The organism is Pandoraea eparura (assembly GCF_902459725.1).
Taxonomy (GTDB): domain Bacteria; phylum Pseudomonadota; class Gammaproteobacteria; order Burkholderiales; family Burkholderiaceae; genus Pandoraea; species Pandoraea eparura.
Genome location: NZ_CABPSH010000012.1, coordinates 25,710 through 50,761 on the forward strand (window position 1 = coordinate 25,710; position 25,052 = coordinate 50,761).

The following is a 25,052-nucleotide window of genomic DNA, read 5'->3' on the forward strand; positions in this document are numbered from 1 at the left end:
CTGACTGTGGGAGTGTGAAGCGGGTGAAGTGGGTGAAGTGGGTGAAGCGGCCGCGGCGCCGCCGGGATGTGCCCCAACGCGCCGGCGACTGCATAGTGCAGACGTTGTTAGAGCAGACGATAAGCGAGCCGGGCGGCCACGCGAGCCCCTGCGCCCTGCGGGTCGAAGCGCGGGTTGTACTCGGCCAGATCGGCCACGCGCAGTTTGCCGGAGTGGTGCACATGCGAGACGATGGCTTCGACGACGGGCATTGGCACGCCGTACGCCGCGGGCGCGGAAACGCCCGGCATGACCGGCGCCGGAAGCACATCGAGATCGATCGTCAGATAGACGTGTGAGACGTCGGCAATCAATGCGTCAACCTGTGCGAGACGCGCTTCCAGATGCCGCTCTTGCATTTCGGTGTCTTCCACGTGGATCACGTTCAACTCGCGCGCCCGGTCGAACAGCGATGCTGTATTGCTCAACCGGCTCACACCCAGACACGCGTAGTCGAACGGAAGTCCGGCCGCTTCGCAGGCTTGCGCGATCTGATCGAACGGCGTGCCTGACGTGCCCGGACGCGCCGTGCGCAAGTCGAAGTGCGCGTCGAGATTCAGGATCAACACGCGCGAGCGATCGCCGCGGGCGTCGAGATGCGCGCGCAGTCCTTGCCACGTGCCCCACGCAATTTCGTGACCGCCGCCGAGTACCACCGGTTGCGCATTCGCGTCCAACTGACGACGGACCGCATCGGCGAGCGCGGTTTGGGCTGCCTCGAGGTCATCGCCTTCGCATGTGACGTCACCCGCGTCGAACAGGTGCGCGATGTCGTGCGCAGGCAGGTTCGCCAGCGCACGCCGGATCGCGTGCGGTCCCTCGGCGGCGCCAACTCGCCCCTGATTGCGTTTGACGCCGGCATCGCACGCGAAGCCGAGCAGCACGGGCGCACCGCTGGCCGCCACTTCCGTGCGCGAATCGATCTCGCGCACCACGTTGAAGAGCCGCCGCGTATCGCCGCGTTCGCCGGCATCCGTGCGCCCATGCCAGAGCGGGGGATCGCCGGGGATCGGCTTGAATGGCGTCACCATGAGAGTCTCCTGTTGGAAGGGACGGATCAAACCGCCGAAAGGTCGCGCCACTCGCCGTGGCGCACAGTACGCGAGGGCAGTTCGCCTCCCAGCCAGTAGGCCAGTTCCGCCGGCCGCTCGATGTCCCATGCCACGAAATCCGCGGTTTTCCCGGCTTCGAGCGTGCCGTGCGTGTCGAGCATGCCCAGGGCTTTGGCCGCATTGCGCGTGACGCCCGCCAGCGCTTCTTCCGGGGTCAGGCCGAACAGCGTACAAGCCATGTTGAGCATCAACCGCAGCGACAGCGCGGGCGAGGTGCCCGGGTTCAGGTCGGACGCCACCGCAATATCCACCCCGTGGCGGCGAAGCAGATCGACCGGCGGACGGCGCGTTTCCTGCAACATGTGGAACGCGCCCGGCAGCAGGACGGCGACCGTGCCCGCGCGTCCCATCGCGGCCGCATCGTCGGCGCTCATGTATTCCAGATGATCGGCCGATAGTGCCCCCAGTTCCGCCGCGAGACTTGCCCCCCCGAGCGGGGAGAGCTGCTCGGCGTGCAGCTTGACGGGCAGCTTCAGCTTCTGCGCACGCAGCAGCACGCGCATGACCTGCGACGGTGAGAACGCAATCGTTTCGCAGAACGCATCGACCGCGTCGACCAGACCCTCGTCGGCAAGCGCCGGCAGAACGTCATTGCACACGTAATTCACATACTCGTCGGCCTTGCCCGCGAACTCCGAGGGCACCGTGTGCGCTGCCAGGCACGTGGTTTTTACCGTGACCGGCAACGCCTCGCCCAGCCGACGCGCCACGCGCAACATCTTGCGTTCGCTGTTCAGATCGAGGCCGTAACCGGACTTGATCTCGACCGTGGTGACGCCATCGCGCATCAGCGCAAGCAGCCGTTTGCGCGCCGAGTCGAAGAGCGCATCCTCGGTGGCATCGCGCGTGTGCCGCACGGTGTGCTTGATGCCGCCGCCCGCGGCGGAGATGTCCGCGTAGCTCACCCCTTGCAACCGTTGTTCGAATTCGAGGCTGCGGTTGCCACCGAACACCAGGTGCGTGTGGCAATCGATCAGGCCGGGCGTGACCCACGCCCCTTGCAGGTCGATGCACGCATCGGCATCTGCGCCCGAGACCGGGCGCTCGCTGCGCGCGCCAATCCACTCGATGTGCTTGCCGTGCGTGACGATCGCGGCATCGTCGATGGCGTGATAGCGGCCGTTGCGCATCGTGGCGACGCGGCAGTGCTTCCAGTAGGTACGTTTCATGAGAGGCTCATTCCAGGCTCATCGGACTGCGCACCTGCGCTTCCTTGGGTTTGACGCCGAACTGATAGGCCGCCGACATCAGTACGATCCAGCTGGCACCGACATACAGCGCGACACGGGTGTCGTCCAGGTAGCCCAGCACCCCGATCACGAACAGCATGAACGCGATGGCCAGCGCCGGGCCGACCGGCCAAAGCGGCACCTTGAACTTGAGCGCGGCGACTTCCGCAGCCGACAGACGACGGCGCATCGCCACCTGCGAGAGGAGGATCATCAGCCACACCCACACCGTCGCGAACGTGGCAATCGACGCGATGATCAGGAACACGCCCTCCGGGATCAGGTAGTTGAGCACCACGCCGCCGAGCAGCGCGGCCGTCATCACGAGCACCGTGACCCACGGCACGCCATGACGCGACGTCGCCGAGAACGCGGCCGGCGCCTGACCGTGTTCGGCCATGCCGAACATCATGCGGCCCGCGCCGAAAATGTTGCTGTTGATGGCGGAGATGGCCGCGGAAATCACAATCACGTTGAGGATCGCCGCTGCGGACTTGATGCCGAGCCCCGAGAAGATCTGCACGAACGGGCTGCCCTGGCTGCCGATGCCGGTCCAAGGGAAGATCGCCATGAGCACGCACATCGTCAACACGTAGAACAGCAGAATGCGCATCGGCACGGCGTTGATGGCGCGCGGAATCACGGTTTCCGGATTCTTGGCTTCTCCACCGGTGATGCCGATGATCTCGATGCCGCCGTAGGCGAACATCACCACGGCCAGCGACGCCACGAGTCCTCCCCAGCCGTTGGGCAGGAAACCGCCGTGCGACCAGAGATTGCTCACCGCCGGCGCATGTTCGCTATGGAGTTGCACGCCGGCGAAAAGAATCACCCCGCCGCCCACGATCATCGCGGCGATGGCGAGAATCTTGACCAGCGCCAGCCAGAATTCCATTTCCCCGTACACCTTCACGTTGCACAGGTTCAGCCCGCAGATCAGCATCACGATGCCGAGTACCCAGATCCACTGCGGCACGTCCGGGAACCAGAACCCCATGTAGATGCCGAACGCCGTCACGTCCGCCAGACAGACGATGACCATCTCCAGGATGTACGTCCACCCCGTGAGGAACCCGGCCAATGGGCCGAGGTTGTCGCTCGCATAGCGGCCGAACGAGCCGGAAACGGGCTGGCGCACGACCATCTCGCCCAGCGCGCGCATCACCATGTAGACGGCGGCACCGCCCAGGATATAGGCCAGGATCACGGCCGGACCGGCCAGTTGGATGGCGGACGCCGAGCCGTAGAACAGGCCCGTGCCGATGGCCGAGCCGAGCGCCAGAAAGCGGATGTGCCGCGCGCTCAGATTGCGTTGCAGGGTTTTCAAGCTGTCTCCTGAAGGCGTGATGAGCCGGCCCGCGTTCGCGGGCGGCAAGGGAATGCGCGGGGACGGGTGACCCTGTCCCCAACCGCCGGTGGCGCGAATCGCAGTTCGCTTTGCCCCGGCGGGGGAAAACGGCTATGCGATTTAAACGACTGGCGCGCTAGGCAACGTACCGGCCGGCACCAAGTCGCTGAGCTGGCGCTGCGCGATCAAGGCGCTGGCCCCCTCGATGTCGGGCGCAAAATAGCGGTCCTTATCGTAGAACGGAACCGACTGGCGCAGCAGGGCGCGGGCGCGCTCAAGCGCCGGAGTCGACTTGACCCCCTCGCGGAAGTCCAGCCCCTGGCAGGCGCCGAGCCATTCGATCGCGATAATCCCCTTGACGTTATCGGCCATCTCCCAAAGCCGCTTGCCGGCGTTGGGCGCCATCGACACGTGGTCTTCCTGGTTGGCTGAGGTCGGCAGACTGTCGACGCTGGCCGGATGCGCCAGAGCCTTGTTCTCTGAGGCGAGTGCCGCGGCCGTCACCTGCGCGATCATGAACCCGGAGTTCACGCCGCCGTTAGCCACGAGAAACGCGGGCAACTGCGACATGTGCTTGTCCATCATCAGCGAGATGCGGCGCTCGCTCAGCGCGCCGATTTCGGCCAGCGCCAGCGCGAGATTGTCCGCGGCCATGGCGACCGGCTCGGCGTGGAAGTTGCCGCCGGAGATCACGTCGCCCTGTTCCCAGAACACGAGCGGATTGTCCGACACCGCATTCGCTTCGACGGCCAGCACTTCCGCGGCCTGACGGATCTGCGTGAGGCACGCGCCCATGACCTGCGGCTGGCAGCGCAGCGAGTAGGGGTCTTGCACCTTTTCGCAATGCGCATGGGATTCACCCACCTCACTCGTCTCGCCGAGCAGATGGCGATAGAGCGCGGCGGCATCGATCTGGCCACGTTGGCCGCGAGCGGCGTGAATGCGGGCGTCGAACGGGGCGCGCGAGCCGAGCATCGCTTCCACGGTCAAGGCACCGCAGACGCTGGCGGCGGCGAACATGTCCTCCGCTTCGAACAGCCCCCGCAGGGCGTAGGCTGTCGAGACTTGCGTGCCATTGAGCAGCGCCAGGCCTTCCTTGGCCGCGAGCGTGAGCGGCTCGAGTCCGGCCACCGCGAGGGCTTCACGGGCGCTCATCCACTGACCGCGATGACGTGCCTGGCCTTCGCCCAGCAACAGCAGCGACATGTGGGCGAGCGGGGCGAGATCGCCCGACGCGCCGACCGATCCCTTGAGCGGGATGCGCGGATAGACCTCGGCGTTCACCAGCGTGATGAGGGCATCGATCACCTTGCGACGAATGCCCGAGAGGCCACGCGCCAGGCTGTTGATCTTGAGCACCATGATGAGGCGCACCAGCGCGTCGTCGATCGGCGCGCCCACGCCGGCGGCGTGCGAGAGCACGAGCGAGCGTTGCAGGTTCTCGAGATCGTCTTTGGCGATGCGCGTCGTGGCGAGCAGACCGAAGCCGGTGTTGATGCCGTAAGCCGTGCGGCCTTCGGCAATGATGCTTTCCACGCAGGCCACGCTGTTGTCGATGGCCGCATAGGCGGACTCGTCGAGGGTCAGGGTGGTCGGGTGTTGATAGACGTCGCGCAGTTGGGCGAGCGTGAGCGCGCCGGGCGTCACAAACAGGGTTGCCATGGACGGATTTCCTTGATTCGAGAGGTTCTTGGGGGCTCGCTTACTTCGCGTCGCCCAGCATGGGCAGGTTCAGGCCGTGCTCGCGCGCGCAGTCGACGGCGATGTCATAACCGGCATCGGCGTGGCGCATGACGCCCGTCGCCGGATCGTTGTTCAGCACCCGCGCGATGCGCGCGGCAGCGGCGTCGGTGCCATCGCAGACGATCACCACGCCAGAATGCTGCGAGAAGCCCATGCCGACGCCGCCGCCGTGATGCAGCGACACCCACGTCGCGCCGCTAGCGGTATTGAGCAGGGCGTTGAGCAGCGGCCAGTCGGACACGGCGTCCGAGCCGTCGCGCATCGCTTCCGTCTCGCGGTTGGGGCTGGCGACCGATCCCGAATCCAGGTGGTCGCGGCCGATCACGACCGGTGCCGAGAGTTCTCCCGAGCGTACCATTTCATTGAAGGCCAGTCCGAGCTTGGCGCGCAAGCCCAATCCGACCCAGCAGATCCGGGCGGGCAGGCCCTGGAAGCTGATGCGCTCGCGCGCCATGTCGAGCCAGCGATGCAGGTGCGCGTCGTCGGGGATCAATGCCTTGACCTTCGCGTCGGTCTTGTAGATGTCTTCCGGGTCGCCAGAGAGCGCGGCCCAGCGGAACGGTCCGACACCGCGGCAGAAGAGCGGACGGATGTACGCGGGCACGAAGCCGGGGAAATCGAAGGCGTTCTCGACGCCTTCTTCCTTGGCCATCTGGCGGATGTTGTTGCCGTAGTCGAAGGTCGGTACGCCCATCGCCTGGAAGTCGAGCATGGCCTGGACGTGAACGGCCATCGACTGCTTGGCAGCCTTGACGACCTCGGCGGGCTTCGAGCGGGCGCGTTCGCGGTAGTCGTCCCACGTCCAGCCGATCGGCAGGTAGCCGTTCAGGGGATCGTGGGCGCTGGTCTGGTCGGTCACCATGTCCGGACGCAAGCCGCGGCGCACCAGTTCCGGCAGAATTTCGGCGGCATTGCCGCACAGGGCGATGGACACTGCCTGACCGGCGGCGGTGTATTTGGCGATGCGCGCGAGGGCGTCGTCGAGATCCGTGGCTTGCTCGTCGACGTAGCGCGTGCGCAGACGGAAGTCGATGCTGGCCTGCTGGCACTCGATGTTCAGCGAGCAGGCGCCTGCCAACGTGGCGGCCAGCGGCTGCGCGCCGCCCATGCCGCCCAGACCGGCGGTGAGCACCCAGCGACCTTTCAGGTTGCCGTCGTAGTGCTGGCGGCCGGCTTCGACGAAGGTCTCGTAGGTGCCCTGCACGATACCCTGGCTGCCGATGTAGATCCACGAACCGGCGGTCATCTGGCCGTACATGGCCAGACCCTTGGCATCGAGCTCGTTGAAATGTTCCCAGGTCGCCCAGTGCGGGACCAGATTCGAGTTGGCGATGAGCACGCGCGGCGCGTCGGCATGGGTCTTGAACACGCCCACCGGCTTGCCCGACTGCACGAGCAGCGTCTCGTCGTCGCCCAGCGTCTTGAGCGTTTCGACAATCTTGTCGTAGCACTCCCAGTTGCGCGCGGCGCGGCCGATGCCGCCGTAGACGACGAGCGCCTTCGGGTTTTCGGCGACGTCCGGGTCCAGGTTGTTCATCAGCATGCGCAGCGGGGCTTCGGTGAGCCAGCTACGGGCATTGAGCTGCGTGCCGCGCGGGGCGCGGATCGTGACATCGCGGTATCGGGTGGATTGGCTCACAACGGGTTCCTCTAATTCGGAGCGGAGAATGACTTGTACAGTATTGTATATACAAGTTGTCGTGAACTAGGGTTTTCACGCAGTGGGGTGACGCGTGGGAGGAGACGTTTCGGGACTTCGGAGGGGCTCGCTTGCAGCGATCGCTGGGTTGGCGCGAAGGTGCAAAGGCGCGTCGGCGCTGGCTTACGCCGGTTCGCCGAACCGTCCCTCGAGCCGATGGCGCGAGCCGGGGTGCAGCAGTCGGGCGACCGAGACGATGCGCTTGCCCGTCCAGGTGCGACGACGAATGAGCAGGCACGGTTCCGTGCGCGCAATGTGCAGCAGTTGCGCTTCCTCCGGCGTGGCCGTCACAGCTTCGACGACATGTTCGCCCGAGGTGAGCGGCGATAGCCGCTGCAGGTAGGCGTTGGGGGTGAGTTGGGTGAAGTCCTGCTCGAGATAATGCGGCGCGAGGGCGGGATTGACGAAGCGGTCTTCGATCTGCACCGGCACATTGTCCTGGTAATGGACGATCAACGAGTGGAACAGATTTTCACGCTCCTGCACGCCCATGGAGAGCGCACGTTCGGGGCCGGCGAGTTCTTCGCGCAGCAGCTTCACTTCGGCTCGATGTCGGTGGCCGTGTTCGGAGATCTCGTCGGCAATATTGTTGACGGCGAGCAGCGGCGAGTGCGATTTCGGCTCGGCGACGAACGTGCCGACGCCCTGCATGCGCACGAGCCGCCCCTCGGCGGTGAGTTCGCGCAGCGCGCGGTTGACCGTCATGCGACTCACGCCCGAGAGGTCGACCAACTCGTTTTCCGATGGCACGCGATGATGCGGCGGCCAGACGCCACTGTCGATCTGACGGCAGATGAACTGCTTGAGTTGCAGATAGCGCGGTGCCGGCCCTTGTTCGTTGAGCGTTTCGACAGTCGGTTGGGCAGATTGACGTGGCACCTTGATGGCTTCTCCGGTCACGGGCGTGCGGGTGGGAAAGCCTGAAGCATAAGCCAATCGCTTGCTGCGCAGGAGAAAAAAGCGGAGCGTCGCACAAGGCACTGAACCAGACGAGGTCGCGCGCGAGCCGCACCAAGACGTGCCCCGCGTCGAAATGCCCCCGCATCGAAACGCCACCCGATGACCGACTTTCTCGCTCACCAACCGTGCAATCGTGGCCAGACCGCCAGGTCGCGATCCGGGGCGATGGCGTGGTATTCCGGGAACTGCGCGCCTGTTGCGCAAGCGTGATTGGGCAGGATGCGCAACAGTGTGCCGATGGGGAATCGCGCGACGATGTCGAGGTCTGGTTCGCCTTCGCGCGACAGGATGCCGTGCTCCTGGTTCACGCCGCTCAACTGATATCCGGGCATGAGGCTGCCGTCGATGCGGCACACCTGTCCATAGCCGAAATCGCGCTTCTGCTTCTGCGTGCCCCGGTCGCGGCTCATGGCCATCCAGCCCGCGTCGACAATGGCCCATCCCTTGTCGGCCTGATGCCCGATCACGGTCGTGAGCACGCTCAGCGCCAGGTCGTCGGTCGTGCATACGCCGATGTTGTGCATGACGAGATCGAAGAACACATACACGCCCGCGCGCACTTCGGTCACGCCCTCGAGATGCGCGGCGGTGAGGGCGGTCGGTGTCGAGCCGACGCTGACCACCGGGCACGGCAGCCCGGCATCGCGCAAACGCGTGGCGGCGCGCACGCAGCCGGCGCGCTCCTGCTCGGCGATCGCGACGAGCGCTTCGGGCGTGTCGACGTCATAGCTGGAGCCGGCATGGGTCATCACGCCGCCGAGGTTTGCGCCGCCGTCATGGAGCACGCGCGCAACATCGAGCAGGGCGTCTTCGTTGGGCGCGATGCCCGAGCGGTGACCGTCGGTGTCGATCTCGATCCACACGTCGAATGTCGCGCCGAACTCGGCGCCGAACGCCACGATGGCCTGCGCCGATGCGACGCTGTCCGTGAGGATCTTGAGGTCGCAACCGCGGCGTCGCAGGGCGAGGGCGGCGGGCAACTTGCTGGCGACCATGCCCACGGCGTAGAGGATGTCGGTCACGCCATCGTCGAAGAAGCGTTCGGCTTCCTTGAGGGTCGAAACGGTGATGCCCGCGGCGCCCGCGTCGATCTGTGCACGGGCCACCTCCACGCACTTGCTGGTCTTGACGTGGGGACGCAAGCGTACGCCCAGCGTGTCCATGCGGGACTGCATACGACGAATGTTGTGCTGCATGCGGGGCACGTCGATCACGGCGGCCGGTGTGTTCAGCGTTTGCAACGAGGCCAGGGGAGCGTTTTGCTTCGTAGTCATGGTGATGAATCTCGGGCGATGGTGTGAACGTGACGAGGCCTTTTGCGCGCCGCGGCGAGCGCAGGGCGGCCATGACACCGGAAGCGTCTTGCCGTGCCGGTTGTCACCGTTGCGTCGCGCGGCTGAAAGCTGGCACGCGACGCTGTCGTCACGCGAGGCAGTGTAGGGACAACAGGGTGGCGCGTGGTTAAATGCCGCAACATCCAGCATTAAGCGCAAGTGAATGATCCAGATCGAGGACCTGCGTCTGGTCGAGGCGCTGGCACAGTCGGCGTCGCTCAGTGCGGCGTCACGCCGCCCGCGTTGTCGGCGCGCTTGAGACAGCGCGAAGCCACGCTCGGCTGGCGCTTTCATCGACGGGCGACGTCATCGGTCTCGACAGATTGGCGTGGATCGACGCCCAACAGTGTATGCGCCGCGCCCGCCTGCACGGGCAGCGATGGCAACGTGCCTGTTGCGCCCTCAGGCGAGTCGATGGGCGCGTTCGGCACTTCTGGTCCGCGCGCCGTTCGCCAACAGACTGCAAGCAAGGAGTAACGCTGCCGTCATGAAAAACACCGACGGTAATCCGAATGCGACGGCGATCTGGCCGCCGACGACGGGCCCGATCACCTGGCCGCTGAATTGTGCCGACTGAAGATAGCCGAGCATCTTGCCGGTGTCGCGCTCGCCGACCGCGTGACGGGCGAGTTTGCCGATGGCGGGCAGCAGTCCCGCGAGCGTCATGCCCATGAGCACACGCAGTGCGGCCAATTGCCACCATGTGGTGACGAACGCTTGCGGCACCATCACCAGTGCTGTCGCGACAAGGCATCCAACGATGACGCGCCAACTCCCGACGCGATCCGCGAGCGCCCCCAAGCGCGCTGCCGTGAGAATGCTACCCAGCGCCGAGCTTGCCATGACGACGCCGGCGACGCGCGTGAGATGCGCGCTGTCGACGCCCAATTTCGCGATGTAGACCGTAATGATCGGTTCGATGGACATGTTAGCCAGCAATACCATCATGGCCGTCGCGAGAATGGCCGCGATGTTTGCGGCGTGCGGCGAATGATCGTTGGTGAGCGTCGCCGATGGGGCGTGGCGTTTGCCGTCGCGCGACGCATCGAAGTCTTCGCGAACCCCGAAAATTGTCAGCAGTGCCGTGACCGCTATCATCGCGCCGCCGGCGAAGAAGGTGCCGCGAATCCCCAATAGCGGTGGCAGCAATCCGCCGACCAGCGGCCCGACCAGACTGCCAGCGAGGGCGCCCGTCGACAGAACGCCCAGTGCCCAACCTGCGCGTTCGCGCGGTGCCTGTGTGCCCACCATCACCGTCGCCGCCGACGCATAGCCGCCGATCAGCCCGGCGATCAGACGCAGCCCCACGAGTTGGTAGACGTTGTGCGCGACGCCGATGAGCGACATGACGATGGCCATGCCGACGGCCGCGCGGATCAGCATCGGCTTGCGGCCAAAACGGTCCGCGAGGTGGCCCCAGAGGGGCGCGGTCACGGCGGTGCCGAGAAACGTCGCACTGAACGCGACGCCCGACCACTGGATGACGGCGGACTCCGATGCAACGCCAAGCTGCTGGACATAGAGCGGCAGGAACGGCAGCAGCATGCTCAAGCTGACTAGCGTGGTAAATGACCCGAACACACCAATGACCAGATTACGGCGCCAGTACCGGGCGTTACGGTCGGTGTAACTGGCGGCACGGGGGGCGTGGGCGGTATCGGCACTGACGAATTGGGACGAGTCGGCGGGGGGCTTCACAGCAACCTCTGCATTGCGCAATGTGTTCGTGGATGACCGGGGAACGGCGCTACTGCCGAGTCTAGTCCGAGCCCCGCGGCGCTGGAATGGCCGCCGTGCGGAAGTCAGTGTTGCGAGGCGCGGACGAATGCGCCAACGTTTGCAGCAAGAAATCGACGAAGGCGCGGGCACGAGACGGCAACGTCTTGCCGTGCGGGTACATCAGACTCACCGGGCGCGAGCGCCCCCCGTAAGCGGCCAGCACCTCCACCAGGCGCGCGGCGGCCAAATCTTCCTCGACGATGAACCGGTAGGTCTGGAAAAGCCCGGCGCCGGCCTTGGCGAGCGTGACGCCAGAGAGCACGTCGTCACTGCAACGAAAGTTGCCATTCACCGCATGCTCGATGTCGCGGCCCGCCTCGCAGAACAACCACGGTATCGCTCGCCCCGTGCTCGGCAGGTCGAATTCGATGCAGTCGTGCTCGGCCAAATCGTCAAGCGTCCGCGGTGTTCCCGCGCGATTCAGGTAATCCGGGTGGGCGACGACAACGAGCGCGGCGTCTTCAAGCGGGCGGGCCACCATGCTTGACTCGGGTTGGGCGCGAAAGCGGATGGCGAAGTCGAAGCGCTCCTCACGCAGATCGACGTTGCGGTTGCTCACGTGCACGTGCACCTTGATGCGCGGATATTGCGCCTGGAACGCGGGCAACAGCGGCAGCAGGCGATAGTGCGCGTAGGTCGTCGGCACGCTGATGCGCACGGTGCCGGACGGCTGCGATTGGGCGCCCGAGACACGGTGTTCGGCTTCCGCGAGCATGCCAAGGGCGGAGCGGCATTCCTCGTAGTACGTGCTTCCGCCTTCGGTGAGGCGGATGCGTCGTGTCGAACGGACAAAGAGTCGTACCCCCAGGCGCTGCTCGAGACGGGCGATCGACCGGCTGACCGCGGCCGGCGTCACGCCCGCCAGGTTCGCTGCCGCCGTGAAGCTGCCCGCTTCGGCGGCGAGGCAGAACAACTCGATGCTGCCAAGCAGAATGTCGCCGAATTGCCGTTGCATATCGATTGGTTACATCATGTAAAAAGACAAGTGTATCCGCATGTGTTTTTTGTGTCTTCGTTCACGAATAGAGTGGTGCTCAACCCGCGGGGCGTGTGGATGCGCCGCCGTCCCGGCAGGCCACTTCAAGTTGAGGATAGACATCATGAGCAAGTCGGAACGCACGGTCATTATCACGGGTGCCTCAAGTGGCATCGGACTCGGGTTGGCGGAAGCTTTCCTGAAGGATGGTTTCAACGTCGTCGGTACGGGGCGCAGCAGTGCAAGGCTCGACGCGGCGCACACCGCGCTGGGTGTGGGCGAGCGATTCCTGCCGGTCGCGGGGGATGTTGGCGATCCTGCGGTAGCCGAAGCTGCCTTCGCCCGCGCCATCGAGGCGTTCGGTCACGTCGACGTGCTCGTCAATAACGCGGGAATTTTCTCAGCCAAGCCGTTCGTGGATTTCACGCCGGACGAGATCGACGAGCAGATCGCGACCAATTTGAAGGGCACGCTGTACTTCTCGCAAGCGGCGGCGCGTCACATGAGCGAGCGCCGTCACGGTGCGATCGTCAATGTCACCGCATCGATCGCCTTGCAGGCACACGCCGGGGTTCCCGCCTTGATGGCGGCCGCGCTAAAGGGCGGCCTCAATCAGGCGACGCGCGCACTGGCGCTGGAATTGGCGCCCTATGGTGTCACGGTCAACGCCGTAGCCCCCGGGGTCGTGGACACGCCGATGCATGCCCCTGAAACGCACGACGCGCTGGGGCAGATGCATCCGCTCGGACGCATTGCAGATGTCGCGGACATTGCGCGGGCAGTGCAGTACCTCGTGCAGAGCGACTATGTGACGGGGACGATTCTTCCGGTGGACGGCGGTTTTAGCGCCGGACGATGATCGACGCGGCGTTTTGCCGTGGTTTTGCATGGAACGACGGTCCGGCGGGTTCGCCGGCCGCGCCACTTTGAGGAGTCAGTCATGCCGTTCGTCAGCATTCGTATCACCCGGGAAGGAAATACCGCCGAGCAGAAAGCACAGGTGATCCGCGAAGTCACCGAAACGCTGGAGCGCGTGTTGCACAAGCCGCCACACCTCACGCACATCGTGATCGAGGAGATCGACACGGACAACTGGGGCTATGCGGGCCAAACCACGACGGTCGTTCGACAACTGCCACTCGAAGCGTGAGTCCTGTCGTAACGAGGCGGGCTACGCAACGCGCCGCCGCCCGAGCGGCGGGCAGCGGCGCGTGCGTCATCAGAACGGCTTGGACATGGCCAGATAGAACGTGCGGCGAGGTCCGAACTGCGGCGCCCCCACGCCGATGCCGGTGCCGTCGCGAAGCTCGTAGACACGGTCGAAGAGGTTGATGACCGAGAGCTTTACGTTGAAGCGGCCAAGCCCCGGCAGGTCCACCTTTTGCCCGACACCTAGGTTGATCTGGAGGTACGCCGGCAGGTGTTCCGCGTTGGCGAACCCGCTACGCAGGCCAGAGCCGAAGAGCGCGTCGGCCGAGAGCAGTGTCGGCCCCCACTGATACGACACGCCGGCCGACGCCGTCACTTGCTGGTCGTGATCCAGGTGCACCCAATGGCTGTTGATGTAGGCCAGTTCGTCGGCGTCGAAGTTGAATTGGCCTGTTTCAATGCCTTGCCCCATCGCGCGCGAGAGGGCCACGTTCAGATACGCGCCGACGTTGCCCTGACGATAGTTGAGTGTGCCTTCCACGCCGTAGATGCGGCCTTTGTTGTAGTTGAACGTGGAATAGATCAGGGCGTTGCCGAATTGCCCTTCGTCCTGCAGATGGCGCACGCGGCGGTAGTAGGCGTCGAGGCCGACGGTGATCGACGACGTCAGCTGATGCGAGATACCAAGATCGAAGTAGTCGGAGCGCTCGGCAAGCACTGCGGTGTTCGCGTCGGATGGCAACGCGTTGGTGGTGTTGAGGAATTTCGAGACCGAGGTCGTATCGATTTTCTCGGTGGCCGGCGGCGTGAAGTACCGGGCGTAGCCCGCATGAACCCGGGTGCGGCTTGTCAGGTCGTAGGTCAGGCCCAGTCGGGGCGATAGCTGCCCCTCGTCGGTGACCGTGTTGACGTGATCGTAGCGCGCGCCGTAGTTGACGGTGAGGCGATCGGTGGCCTTCCATTCATCCTGCAGATACATGCCGTAGGTGGTGCCACGCGCGCTGGCGTTGTCGACAATGGTCAGCGGGGTGCCGCTCGACTGCTGGCCGTCCACGGCAGGAAACACACTCGACGTATTGTTCACGCCGAACTGTTCCTGCTGCAAGAACAGACCAGAACGCAATGTGTGTCGATCGGTGAGCTTGTAGCTGCTGTCGGCTTGCAAGCCGTAGGCTTCATTGCGCCGCGCGATATTGGCCGCAACCCCGTTGTAGGCGAGATCGCCGATGGGATCGGGCGTGTAATCGACGCGGCTCGTACGGTGGAACAGCGAGATCTGCGTGTCAAGCTTCGACGACAGATGGCTCTGCCAGGACAGCACCTGGAAATCGGTGCGTTCCTGTTGATGGGCATTAAGACTTGCCGAATCGGGAATCGAGCCGTTGTCAAGCGTATACGCAGGTGCAACGCCCTGCAGGTTCGGGATCTCGAAGCGATTGTTGGCCGTGCCGAAGATGAAGGAGACGCGGTTATCGGTATTGAGCAGATAGGACATCACGCCGAACGCGTTCGTCTGATTCGTGTGGTCGTGAATTGCGTTGCGATCCCCTGTCGGATTCTCGATGCCCATGTCGTTGGCGGACACACGGGTGCTGAAGTAGTAGCTAAGCGCCCCCTTGGTCCCGTAGAGCTGTGTGTTGGCCTCGCGGTCGGCATGACTGCCGAACACGACACCGACTTCGCCCCCGAAGGCCTTGGGAGGCTCGCCCGTCTCATCTTCCAGGCCGGGGGAGCCTTTGGTGCGGATGTCGACGATGCCCGCCGTCCTATACCCGAACTGCGCGGGGAGCGCCCCGGTGATCAGGTTGATTTGCGACGCAATGCGAGCATCGATAGCTTGTCCGAAGCCGCTGATGGCCTCCGGAATGATCACGCCGTCAATGCGGTACTGCAGATTGGCGTGGTCGCCGCGCACGTGCAATTGACCATACGAGTCCTGCACCACGCCCGGCGCCTGCAGCATGACTTGATTGAGCGGGGTATTCGCGCCGAGCGGCAGCGTCTGGATATCCGTCTGGTCGAAGTTGTAGACGGAACTACCGGTCTCGGGTGAGAGCGCGTTGCGGGCTGCGTCGAGGCGCTTGGCCGAGACGGTCGTGGTCGCTAGGGAAGCGTTTGCGTTGCCCGTAGGCGTGGCGTCGGTGACCGTTGGTGGCGAAGCGGTTTGCGCGAATACATGGGTGGCCAATGTGGAAGCTGTCGCTGCAACGAGGGCGCGACGGGTGAGTGCGCCGAAGCGCGGACGTGTGGGGCTGGCAAGCATGCCGATCCTCAATGTGCTTTGGGTGTGGATGCCGTTCGCCCCGAACGCACACGCGAACGCGGGCGCGCCGGTCGCGGCGACGGCGAATGTTTTGATTCAGACGGGAAACGCGTGGCGGGAATAATATATGCAACTCAATTGCAATGCAACTGAGTTGCAAATTTTGGCGCAACCGCAGGAGCTTTGCCAGGTGCGCGAATCTGGATGCGAGAGAAAACGGAGGTGCGGGAGCGGGGCGGTGAATTATCGGGGGGTTAGGTGGCGTGGCGTTGGCCACGCGGACCATAGTGCGGGATGACGGGCGTTACAGTGAGTGTTCGATGGCCTGACTGAGCCGGGACAGTCCTAGATCAATTTCTTCCTCGCTGACCGTGAGCGGCGGGGCGATACGGAAGACCCCACCCATGCCGGGCAATTGCACGATGTTCATGCTGAGGCCGAGGTTCATGCATTCGCGGGTAATCTTTGCGCCGAGTTCGTTGGCGGGGGCTTTGGTGCGCCGGTCCTTGACGATTTCCATCCCGAGCAGCAAGCCGCGGCCACGCACATCTCCGACGCAGTCGAATTGTTGCATCAGGCCGAGCAATCCATTGCGCAAGCGTTCGCCCATGACGTTGGCGCGCGCCACGAGCGCGTCGCGGGCGACCACATCGAGCACGCGCAGGCCGACGGCGGCGGGCAGTGGGTCGGAGACGTGCGTGGTGTAGAAGAGGTAGCCACGTTCGTGGGCGCGCTCCTCGATCTCGGCAGACGTCACGATGGCGGCGAGCGGCAGTCCGGCGCCGAGGGTTTTCGAGAGCGTCAGGATGTCGGGAGTGACGCCGTGGCGCTCGAACGCGAACATCGTGCCGGTGCGGCCGACGCCGGTCTGCGCTTCGTCGAGAATGAGCAGCATGCCGCGTTCCTCGCACTTGCGCTTGAGCGCCGCGAGATAGCCCGGCGGCAGTTCGATGATGCCGCCCGAGCTGAGGATCGGTTCCGCGATGAAGGCTGCGAGGTTGCCGCTGGACTGTCGATCGATCAGGTCGAACGCGTAGTCCAGTTCGGCGAGGTAGTCGTACTGGCCGGCCGGGCCGAAGCGGGGACGAAAGGTGAACGGCGCGGGAATCGCAAACGAGCCGACGGCGGCCGGGCCTACGCCTTTGCGTCCTGCGCTGTAGGTCGCGGCGGCGGCGCCACCGGTCATACCGTGCCAGCTTTGCGCGAACCCGACGATTTCGAATTTTCCGGTGACGAGTTTGGCTATGCGAATGGCCGCTTCGTTCGACTCGGCGCCGGTGCTCAGCAGCATGACCCGGTCGAGACCCTCGGGGGTGATGTCGGCGAGCCGTGTGGCGAGATCGACCACGGGGCGGGAGAGCATGCCGCTGAACAGGTGATCGAGGGTGGCGATGGACTCGGTGACGACAGCGACGATGTCGGGGTGGCTGTGGCCGAGCACGGCGCTCATCTGCCCGGAGGTGAAGTCGAGAATCGCGCGGCCGTCGGCGTCGTAGACGAAGCTGCCTTGCGCCCGCTCGATGATCATCGGCTCGAAGGTGCCGCCGTAACGGATCAGGTGCTGCCGGGCGTTGCGCCAGAAGTCGGCGTCTTGGTTCTTGGACATGCAGGTGTCTCCGATGGGCGACGGCGATGGGGAGAGGCATTTACCGCTTGCAGTCTAGGCAGCGCTCTGATTTCATGGAAGCGAATAATGCTAATGAAAGCTAGAAGCGAGGCTAATATCTTGGGCCTGTCCCTCGAAATCGATCTGCTGCGTTCGTTTGTCGCCATTGCGCAGGCAGGGTCGCTCAGCGTGGCGGCGCTGCGCGTCGCGCGAACGCAGTCGGCGTTGAGCCAGCAGATGAAGCGTCTGGAAGCGATCGTCGACCAACCGCTGTTGCAGCGTACGGGGCGTGGCGTGGTGTTGACGAGTCCTGGAGAGCGTTTGCTGGGGCATGCCCAGCGGATTCTGCGGACGCACGACGAGGCAATGGCCGAGATGTCGGGCCGGGGGTTGCGCGGCACGATACGCTTCGGTTGTCCGGACGATTACGCTGCCGCGTTCTTGCCCCACCTGCTGCGTGAGTTTGCGGTGGCGCATCCGCTGGCGTTGGTCGAGGTGATTTGCGAACCGACGCCGCGTCTGGCGGAGCAACTGGCGCGTCATGCGCTGGATCTGGCGTTGATTTCGCTACCGGCGGGCGTGGACGAGGGCGGCGTTATCCGGCGAGAGCCGCTGGTGTGGATCGGTAGTCCGGGGCTGGAGGGGGTGATGTCCAACCCCGACGTGCCGTTGCCGCTGGCGCTATCGGACCCGGACACGCTGGATCATATGGCGGCATGCGAGGCGCTGACGCGGGCGGGCAGGGCGTACCGCATCGCTTATGCGAGCAGCAATCTGGCGGGATTGACGGCGCTGGCGCGCTCGGGGCAGGCGCTCGCGGTCATGACGCAGACGGCGGTGCCCGCGGATTTACGCATTGTTACAGGTGATACGTTGCCGACGTTGCCGTCGGTCGGGATTACGGTAAAGTTCGATCGCGCGCGTCCGAACCCGTTGAGTGTTGCGTTTGCCGATCACATCCGGCAGACGCTGGCGGTGTTGTAGGGCGGGGACGCGGGGTATTCACGTTTGCCCCGGTCCAGGCGAATTTGACGCACAATTGCGCAACGTTTTGAGGGGGGGGGAGTCGTGTCCCTGCTCATCAACAAGAAGCCGGGTGCCGGGCCTTGGGAGGCTCCGAGGGTGGCCGGAAACTCGTGGTTATTTCGTTTTTGTCTTGAGGTCGATATGTTGGCGCGTATTTTGGCGGTTTTCCTGGTGGTTGGTTCGCTGCTCTCGTTGGCGGGCTGCAATACGGTCGATGGCGTCGGGCAGGATATTTCGGGCGCGGCGCGCACCGTCAAGCGGGCGCTGTAAGGGGCGGCGCCGGGCGAGGGCGGGCGCTCCCGCCTTCGCCAAAATCGATCAGCATGCCGCGTCCGGCGTGAAACTGCTCGGCATGCTTGGTATTCACCCAACTTCCGCCGCCGTCATCGGTCCGTCCCCCTCCACGCCCGCTGTCCCTCCACCCAACGACTCAAGCCCCGCACCGTCCGGAGAAACCACTTCGACACTGGTGCTTTGGAAACCCGTTATCCTTCTTTGGTCCGTGCGCTTTCCGGCACTCCGTTTTCTTTCGCTTTTCGGCGACGACACCGTCCCCGGTACCCGCTTTTCAGGAGTTCCCCCCTCGTGGCCGCTTTCGACATCGACGATATCGTCTCCTCCCTGCATTCGGCTCGCCTGCGCTGGCGCGACGGCCAACGCCGCCTCCTCGAATCCGGCGGACGCGATCTGCCCTCCCGTGAACACCTCGCCGACATCATCGGCGCCCTAAAAGGCGTGCTCTTTCCGATGCGCCTCGGGCCGCCCGACCTGCACCAGCAAGGCGAGAACTATTACGTCGGTCACACACTGACCAGCGTGCTCAACGGCCTGGCCGAACAAGCCCGCATGGAATGGCGCCACAAGGCACGCCATGACGCCAACCTCACGCCCGCGCTCATCGAGGAACGCGCCCACGCCACCATTCAGCAATTTGCCCAACGGCTCCCGGCGATCCGCGAATTGCTCGACCGTGACGTGCTCGCCGCCTATCAAGGCGATCCCGCCGCCGGCAGCGTCGACGAGGTGTTGATCTGCTACCCGGGCATCCACGCGATGATTCACCACCGCGTCGCCCACGAACTCTATCGACTCGAATTGCCACTGCTCGCCCGTATCATCGCCGAGCAAGCCCATTCGGAAACGGGGATCGATATTCACCCAGGCGCCCAAATCGGCGCCGGCTTCTTCATCGATCACGGGACGGGGGTGGTCATCGGGGAAACCGCCATTCTCGGCGAGCGCGTGCGTGTCTACCAAGCCGTCACGCTCGGCGCCAAGCGCTTCCCGGCCGACGACGACGGCAATCCGCGCAAGGGCCTGCCGCGTCACCCGATCGTGGAAGACAACGTGGTCATCTACGCCGGTGCCACGATTCTCGGTCGGGTCACTATCGGACAAGGCTCGGTGATCGGCGGTAACGTCTGGCTAACACAAGACGTTCCGCCGTTCAGCAACATCACGCAAGCGCGATCGCGTACGGAGGCGGGCTCGCCCCCGGTGTCCGGCTGCGATAACGAATCGTCCTGATGCCTCCCGCGTGGCCCACGCCACGCACGGACCGGTCAGGCCGTATTCAACCTCGATGCCCGTCAGGCAAGTCCCGCCGCCCCCGCGACAGCGCATAGCGCAACGACGGCCAGCGGCGGGGCCTTCCAGCGCGTCAACAGCATGAAGGCAATGGCCGCTACCGCGAAATCTGCGGCACTGTGCACCGCGCTCGTCCACACAGGGGAGTACAACGCCGAGGCCAATATGCCCACGACGGCCGCATTCACCCCGGCAAGCATGGCCGCCGTCGACGCACGCTCACGCAACGCCTGCCAATGCGGCAGCGCAGCCACGACGAGCAACAGCCCGGGAAGAAAGATTCCCACCGTCGCCAGCACGGCCCCGAGCCACGGATGCGCAGGGCTCCCCGATAGCCACCCGAGATATGTCGCGAACGTGAAGAGCGGGCCAGGCACCGCCTGCGCCGCGCCATACCCGGCCAGGAAGTCGCCGTTCGACAGCCATCCCGTCGCCACGGTCTGCGCCTGAAGCAACGGCAGCACGACATGGCCTCCGCCGAACACCAGCGCCCCGGATCGGTAAAAGCCGTCGAATATGGCCACGGCCCGCTCGTCGGTGAGATGGCGCACGAATGGCAATCCCGCCAGCAGCGCGCAGAAGAGGATCATCGCCACGGCGCTCGCCGTGCGTGAGATTCGGAATCGCGCCGGCAACGGCAGCGGCAACGGCGGCGCCGCCATGGCATGGCCCGAGCGCAGCAGCAGAACCCCAAGCCCCGCACCCAGCACGATCACGATGAGCTGCGCAAACTGGGTGGTCGTCAACGCGAGCACTGTCATGGCGGCCAACGCGATCCCCGCGCGTCGCGTGTCGGGACACAGTCGTCGCGCCATGTCCCAGACGGCCTGCGCGACGACGGCGACCGCCACGAGCTTCAAGCCATGCAGCACGCCATCGCCCACCGGACCGCCCAGGTGCGGCGCCACAACGGCAAAGGCGAGGAGCAGCAGCACCGACGGCAACGTGAACCCGCACCACGCGGCGATGCCGCCCAGCCACCCGGCCCGCTGCAGGCCAAGGGAGAAGCCGACCTGGCTGCTCGCCGGCCCGGGCAGGAACTGACACAACCCGACCAGATCGATGAAGCTTGCGTCGTCGAGCCAGCGACGCCGCTCCACGAATTCGCGGCGGAAATAGCCGATGTGGGCGACCGGCCCGCCGAAGCTGGTCAGGCCCAGCATGAGAAACGCGCGTAGTACTTCGAGGGCGGCGCGAGGATGCGTCGTGGAGGGGCCAGGGACAGTCTCGATGTCGGTTTTCAAGGGTTCCAGCTCATGTTATCCAGCAGCACAAAGTTCGCCATCATAGCGCCGGTGCGGTGACCTCAGCATGACGTCGGCATGACGCGAGCACGCTGGGGGCATCGCAAGCTTACGCCACGCCAGCCGCAGGCGCTGTCGGTCAGCGCCGTTCATCGCAAGAATGAGATTGGCGGCACGGACGGCGATTTCCGAATTTCGCCCCAGGGGCGGTGACAGCGGTGAAGCCTGCCACAACCGCCGGTTCGTTTCAGGAATCGCCGCTTCGCGGGCCGCGTTAGCGTTCCCCCTCGCTGCGGATGTTGTCTTTCGCAATCTCGCGATCGCACAACGCCGCGGAATTCACGGAGAAACGCTGAATGACTCGATTGCATCATGCAATGCCGCACCACGCGCATCGACCGGCCGCCAATACGCACCCTACAAGACGGGGCATCGCTCGCCCCGCATTCGTCGACGATTGGCGGGCCGGTCTGTCGATGCCCTGTCGTCGCGCCGTCCAGACGCAGGCGCCTCTGCGTCCGGCCCCGCAACCGCTGTCGACCGAACCCGTCGCTCGCGCAGCGGTTGGCGCAACGCGCCGCGAGATCCCCAATGCGGCCTTCGCGCTGGGCTTGCTGGCCGTTGTCTGTACGACCGGCGTGGCGGTCGCGGCCGTCGCCCCGGGGGCATCCGTTGCCGGGCCACGGTCGATCAGTCGTAGAGAGGTTCGTATCGAAGCGGGTCCAGCCACCGCACCGATAGCATTGCCGCATTCGGACGCAGTGTCCGGCATTCATGCGTTGCTGCGCGTATGGCCTTACCGCCCCGACGGCGGTGGTGTGATGGCGCAGTGCCTGCCGGCGCCGCACGCCAGGTCGCTCGGTCGGCCGCCAGCGCCAGCCGACAGCCGCGAGGCCCTGAGAGCGGGGCTCGAAGCGTACCGAGGGGATATCCAGTGCGCCATCGTCGCGCTGATTCGGGAATCCGTCGCCGCGTCGGACGCGCAAACGCGTGCGGCGTTTGCCGATGCCGAGGTCCTGCGCCCAACCCGCAAGTCGATGTACGTCGAGCGTGCGCGGCGGCCGGGTTCGCCACCGAAGCTTATCGTCTACGACGCATCTCACGCGATTTCTCTGCACTTGCGGGGCGCGGACGGCATCTGGCGCGAGTTTGCGCTCTCGCTCTCGCACGACGCACCTGCGATCATCACACCGTTGCATAACGTCGGTTCGGCGGACAGCGTGGGTGAGAGGCGTCTTGCCGAGACTTATGGACCCATATTCTGGGGCGAGCGATGGTTGTCGATCGAGTCCCGGATCGGCGAAGGTGACAAGATCCGGTTCGCGTTGGCCGTCGCGGGCGCCACTGTCTCGGCGGGTTGGCCGCATCCCGATTCGTCGGTCCTGGATTCGCCGGACATGGAGGAAATCGCCGAGCTACTGATCGAAACCGTTGTGAAGCGTGCCCCTCGCGATCGCCGCCGCGTGTCGGACGTGCATGTCGAGACGCGCTCGCGTCGGCACGCGGCCGACGACATCGGCGGGCCTGCCGCATTGGCCTCGCGCCTGACGATGTCCGGGCTCGAGTGCCTGGCTGCCATGGTGCGCGCCGATACGCTCCATCAGGACGCCATCGCGCTGCTCCAGCACCTGTGGCCCGAGACGCCCATAGCAGCTTCCGCTCAGCCCACGCCGACACCAACGCCACCGCCGTTGCCGCGCTTCATCAAACACGAGCCATTCTCCGGCCCGCTGGGCCGCGGCGTGCAATGGTCGCTGCCGCCGAACGTCTATGTGGAATACCTCCCGGACCTGACGCAGAACGGCGTGAAGGTGTTCGACATCGATGGGGTGCTGTACGGGGCGACGGTGGCGCACACGCGCAAACACGCTTCCGACCTTCGGCCCCTTGACGACATCCGTCGCGAGCGCGCGCCGGAGGCGCTGTGCCGCATCTCGCGCGGCACCGGGATTGATATCGACGGTATGTGTCTCGAATGCCACTCCGAGCGCCCGGGCGAGATCACGGTCACGGAGCAGGGCGCAACCCTGACGCAGCATCAGGTGATGGATGCGTCGCCACTCGCGCGTCTGCGTGTCGCCGTTTATTCTCGCTTGTCTCGAGCGGAGGATGGCGGCCACGTGTTCTTTGCCTTTGGGCGCCTGGGGCGGTTGGACGAGCATGGCATACCGCACATCTCGCAGGATTCGCCGCTGGTCGATCCGTCGGTGTATACGCCGGAACTGGACGGCGAGTTGTCCTTCTATGAGCAGTCGACGACTGAGGGCCCTGTCGGCGGACGCCGCGTGCGCCTCACGCTAGGCGACATGCGCATCGCGGCGCCATTCGGAACGTATCGCGACCGAGATGGCGCGCTGCATGGCGTGGTGCGACTGTCGAGCGACGTCTATTACCGTTTCAACGTACCCGAGAACGACGAGGGTGAATCGTCACGTCGGGTGAGTCTGCACTTGCGCCCGGCGAAGCACCGCGACATTCGCGCATATCGCACGGCACAGCACCATCGCGCGGCGGCCGAGAATGCAGCGGTGCTGCCGACGATCGCCTACGGCGACGCGCGCACGTTTTTGCAGTTGTATCTCAAGCTCTGGCAGCAGGCACCGTCGCCGGCGGACGTCTGGCGCGGGCTTGAGGACATTTCGCTGTCCGTGATCGAGGCGCGGCAAGCGGTTCGGGACCTGACGCAAGCGATCGAACACCGGGTAGCCGCCTCCAGAACGCCACCGGCATCGCCCGGCGCCAGCGGCTTCTCTCAGCCGCCCGGCATCGATGCGTCATTGATGCCGATGTTCAACCGACTGTGGAGCCACTGGCAGCACTACCCGGCACAAGCCGACGCGTTCATCAATGCGATTGCGAGGGACTTTGTCTCGCGTCCCGCCCCGTTGGCCGTATGGTCGCAGTTGCCCTTCGTCGGCGACGTGGAAACGACGCGCGATGTGTTGTCGATATTCGAGACGCTGTTTCCCGGCATGTCGGGGATCCAGGCGCTGGCCGGCGGCACAGTGCGCGCGGCACGCGATGTGGGCGACCGGATGCGCGCGGTTTCGCGCAACGCGAATATCGCGGTGGCGGAAGTGACGCTCGTCGACGGCACGAGAACGATCTACTACTGTCTGTCGGGCCTCCAGCGCACCACGCTGCACACGAATACGCCGAGTGTGCGCATCGTGGACGCAGGCCGGGCGTATGCACGGCGAGACCACAACGTCATCGCCCAACGGCGTACCGCTGCGCGCTCGGGGCAGGAGGTCATTTTCACCGAGCCGCCTGAACTGCGTCTGGCGATGGCCGACGCGGACCTGCCGACGTTCAACGCCGCCACGGGCGGAGTGCAGTCCCGCACGCTCGATACGGAGCGGATGATTCTGGCGCAGATCTATGCGGATTACCCGGTGGGCGAGAACGTCGTTCGTTCGATCGTGCTGTGCTCGCGTCTGCCGTTCTGCGACTCGTGCGCCATCAATCTCGCCATGGTGCCGTACCACTATCCCGACGCCGAGTTGCGCTTCTACTACGTAGCACCATCGCCGCGCGATCGCCGAACGCAACCCGACACCACACCGGCGCCCCTGGCAGTGACGGCGTCGGCCGCGGCAGCCGGGCAAGCGAGAACCCACGCGCACGCGCGCGACCCGGACGATCGGCACGCGCACTCGAGCCTGTAAGCGCGATCAGGTGTTCACCCGCCGGACCGGGCCCGAGCCGCTATATCAAATCGGATATAGCGGCTCGGGCCACCGACTGGCGCGTCCAACCGCAAGCAGAATCAGGGCTCGGCTTATATAGCACTACACGAAATATCGACACGTGTTGAGCCAACGCAAACCTTCGATGCGACGCGCTTTACATGTCACAGGCGAAGGGGAATAATCGCCTCGTAATCGAAGACCCGACTGCGCAGTCGTTGCCTTAAGCCGGCGGGAACGGCCCCCAACACTTCGGAATCGTGTGGCGT

General features: G+C 65.1%; 18 protein-coding genes. 6 read left to right on the forward strand and 12 right to left on the reverse strand.

Going from position 1 to position 25,052, the window contains the following annotated elements; all coding sequences use genetic code 11:
• Nucleotides 1-107: 107 nt before the first annotated feature.
• The 9 genes from hutG to PEP31012_RS19525 form a co-directional block, all read right to left on the reverse strand.
• The gene (gene hutG, locus PEP31012_RS19485) at nt 108-1,070 is read right to left on the reverse strand and encodes a formimidoylglutamase (RefSeq protein ID WP_150590953.1); all 963 of its coding nucleotides are present in this window, start codon (nt 1,068-1,070) and stop codon (nt 108-110) included.
• 26 nt (nt 1,071-1,096) lie between these two features.
• Nucleotides 1,097-2,320: an imidazolonepropionase gene (gene hutI / locus PEP31012_RS19490; RefSeq protein WP_150590954.1), complete on the reverse strand. Its 1,224-nt coding sequence runs from the start codon at nt 2,318-2,320 to the stop codon at nt 1,097-1,099.
• A gap of 7 nt (nt 2,321-2,327) precedes the next feature.
• Nucleotides 2,328-3,707 carry an amino acid permease gene (locus PEP31012_RS19495; RefSeq protein WP_150590955.1) on the reverse strand — a complete coding sequence of 460 codons (1,380 nt, stop codon included), beginning with the start codon at nt 3,705-3,707 and terminating at the stop codon, nt 2,328-2,330.
• 141 nt (nt 3,708-3,848) lie between these two features.
• Nucleotides 3,849-5,390, reverse strand: a complete 1,542-nt coding sequence (gene hutH, locus PEP31012_RS19500) for a histidine ammonia-lyase (protein WP_150590956.1) — start codon at nt 5,388-5,390, stop codon at nt 3,849-3,851.
• A gap of 40 nt (nt 5,391-5,430) precedes the next feature.
• A complete protein-coding gene (hutU, locus tag PEP31012_RS19505) occupies nt 5,431-7,110 on the reverse strand; it encodes a urocanate hydratase (protein ID WP_150590957.1) in 1,680 nt (559 codons plus the stop codon).
• A gap of 183 nt (nt 7,111-7,293) precedes the next feature.
• Nucleotides 7,294-8,049 (reverse strand): histidine utilization transcriptional repressor HutC, encoded by a 756-nt coding sequence (gene hutC / locus PEP31012_RS19510; protein WP_150590958.1) that lies wholly within the window; start codon nt 8,047-8,049, stop codon nt 7,294-7,296.
• Nucleotides 8,050-8,246: 197 nt separating this feature from the next.
• Nucleotides 8,247-9,404 carry a DSD1 family PLP-dependent enzyme gene (locus PEP31012_RS19515; RefSeq protein ID WP_150590959.1) on the reverse strand — a complete coding sequence of 386 codons (1,158 nt, stop codon included), beginning with the start codon at nt 9,402-9,404 and terminating at the stop codon, nt 8,247-8,249.
• Nucleotides 9,405-9,866: 462 nt separating this feature from the next.
• Nucleotides 9,867-11,162, reverse strand: coding sequence for an MFS transporter (locus PEP31012_RS19520; RefSeq protein ID WP_150590960.1), 1,296 nt, complete (start codon nt 11,160-11,162; stop codon nt 9,867-9,869).
• 61 nt (nt 11,163-11,223) lie between these two features.
• Nucleotides 11,224-12,198 (reverse strand): LysR family transcriptional regulator, encoded by a 975-nt coding sequence (locus PEP31012_RS19525; protein ID WP_150590961.1) that lies wholly within the window; start codon nt 12,196-12,198, stop codon nt 11,224-11,226.
• Between the two features lie 145 nt (nt 12,199-12,343).
• On the opposite strand from PEP31012_RS19525, the gene PEP31012_RS19530 reads away from it, so the two are divergent.
• Nucleotides 12,344-13,078 (forward strand): SDR family NAD(P)-dependent oxidoreductase, encoded by a 735-nt coding sequence (locus PEP31012_RS19530; RefSeq protein ID WP_150590962.1) that lies wholly within the window; start codon nt 12,344-12,346, stop codon nt 13,076-13,078.
• Between the two features lie 81 nt (nt 13,079-13,159).
• Nucleotides 13,160-13,369 carry a tautomerase family protein gene (locus PEP31012_RS19535; RefSeq protein ID WP_150590963.1) on the forward strand — a complete coding sequence of 70 codons (210 nt, stop codon included), beginning with the start codon at nt 13,160-13,162 and terminating at the stop codon, nt 13,367-13,369.
• 69 nt (nt 13,370-13,438) lie between these two features.
• Here the strand turns inward: PEP31012_RS19535 and PEP31012_RS19540 are convergent, their stop codons facing one another.
• Entirely contained in the window at nt 13,439-15,631 is a 2,193-nt protein-coding gene (locus PEP31012_RS19540) for a TonB-dependent receptor (protein ID WP_150590964.1), read from the reverse strand.
• Nucleotides 15,632-15,935: 304 nt separating this feature from the next.
• A complete protein-coding gene (locus tag PEP31012_RS19545; protein ID WP_150590965.1) occupies nt 15,936-17,237 on the reverse strand; it encodes an aspartate aminotransferase family protein in 1,302 nt (433 codons plus the stop codon).
• Nucleotides 17,238-17,330: 93 nt separating this feature from the next.
• Here PEP31012_RS19545 and PEP31012_RS19550 point away from each other — a divergent pair, with 93 nt between their 5' ends.
• The 3 genes from PEP31012_RS19550 to epsC all read left to right on the forward strand — a co-directional run bounded on the left by PEP31012_RS19550 (nt 17,331) and on the right by epsC (nt 19,790).
• Nucleotides 17,331-18,221, forward strand: coding sequence for a LysR substrate-binding domain-containing protein (locus tag PEP31012_RS19550; RefSeq protein ID WP_150590966.1), 891 nt, complete (start codon nt 17,331-17,333; stop codon nt 18,219-18,221).
• Between the two features lie 84 nt (nt 18,222-18,305).
• The gene (locus PEP31012_RS19555; RefSeq protein ID WP_150590967.1) at nt 18,306-18,533 is read left to right on the forward strand and encodes a hypothetical protein; all 228 of its coding nucleotides are present in this window, start codon (nt 18,306-18,308) and stop codon (nt 18,531-18,533) included.
• A 315-nt stretch (nt 18,534-18,848) separates the two neighbouring features.
• Complete coding sequence (epsC, locus tag PEP31012_RS19560; RefSeq protein WP_150590968.1) at nt 18,849-19,790, forward strand: serine O-acetyltransferase EpsC; 942 nt, start codon at nt 18,849-18,851, stop codon at nt 19,788-19,790.
• 62 nt (nt 19,791-19,852) lie between these two features.
• Here epsC and chrA read toward each other — a convergent pair whose 3' ends face one another.
• Nucleotides 19,853-21,013 carry a chromate efflux transporter gene (gene chrA / locus PEP31012_RS19565; RefSeq protein ID WP_246171393.1) on the reverse strand — a complete coding sequence of 387 codons (1,161 nt, stop codon included), beginning with the start codon at nt 21,011-21,013 and terminating at the stop codon, nt 19,853-19,855.
• A gap of 437 nt (nt 21,014-21,450) precedes the next feature.
• On the opposite strand from chrA, the gene PEP31012_RS19570 reads away from it, so the two are divergent.
• Nucleotides 21,451-24,762, forward strand: a complete 3,312-nt coding sequence (locus tag PEP31012_RS19570; protein WP_150590969.1) for a deaminase domain-containing protein — start codon at nt 21,451-21,453, stop codon at nt 24,760-24,762.
• Nucleotides 24,763-25,052 lie beyond the last annotated feature (290 nt).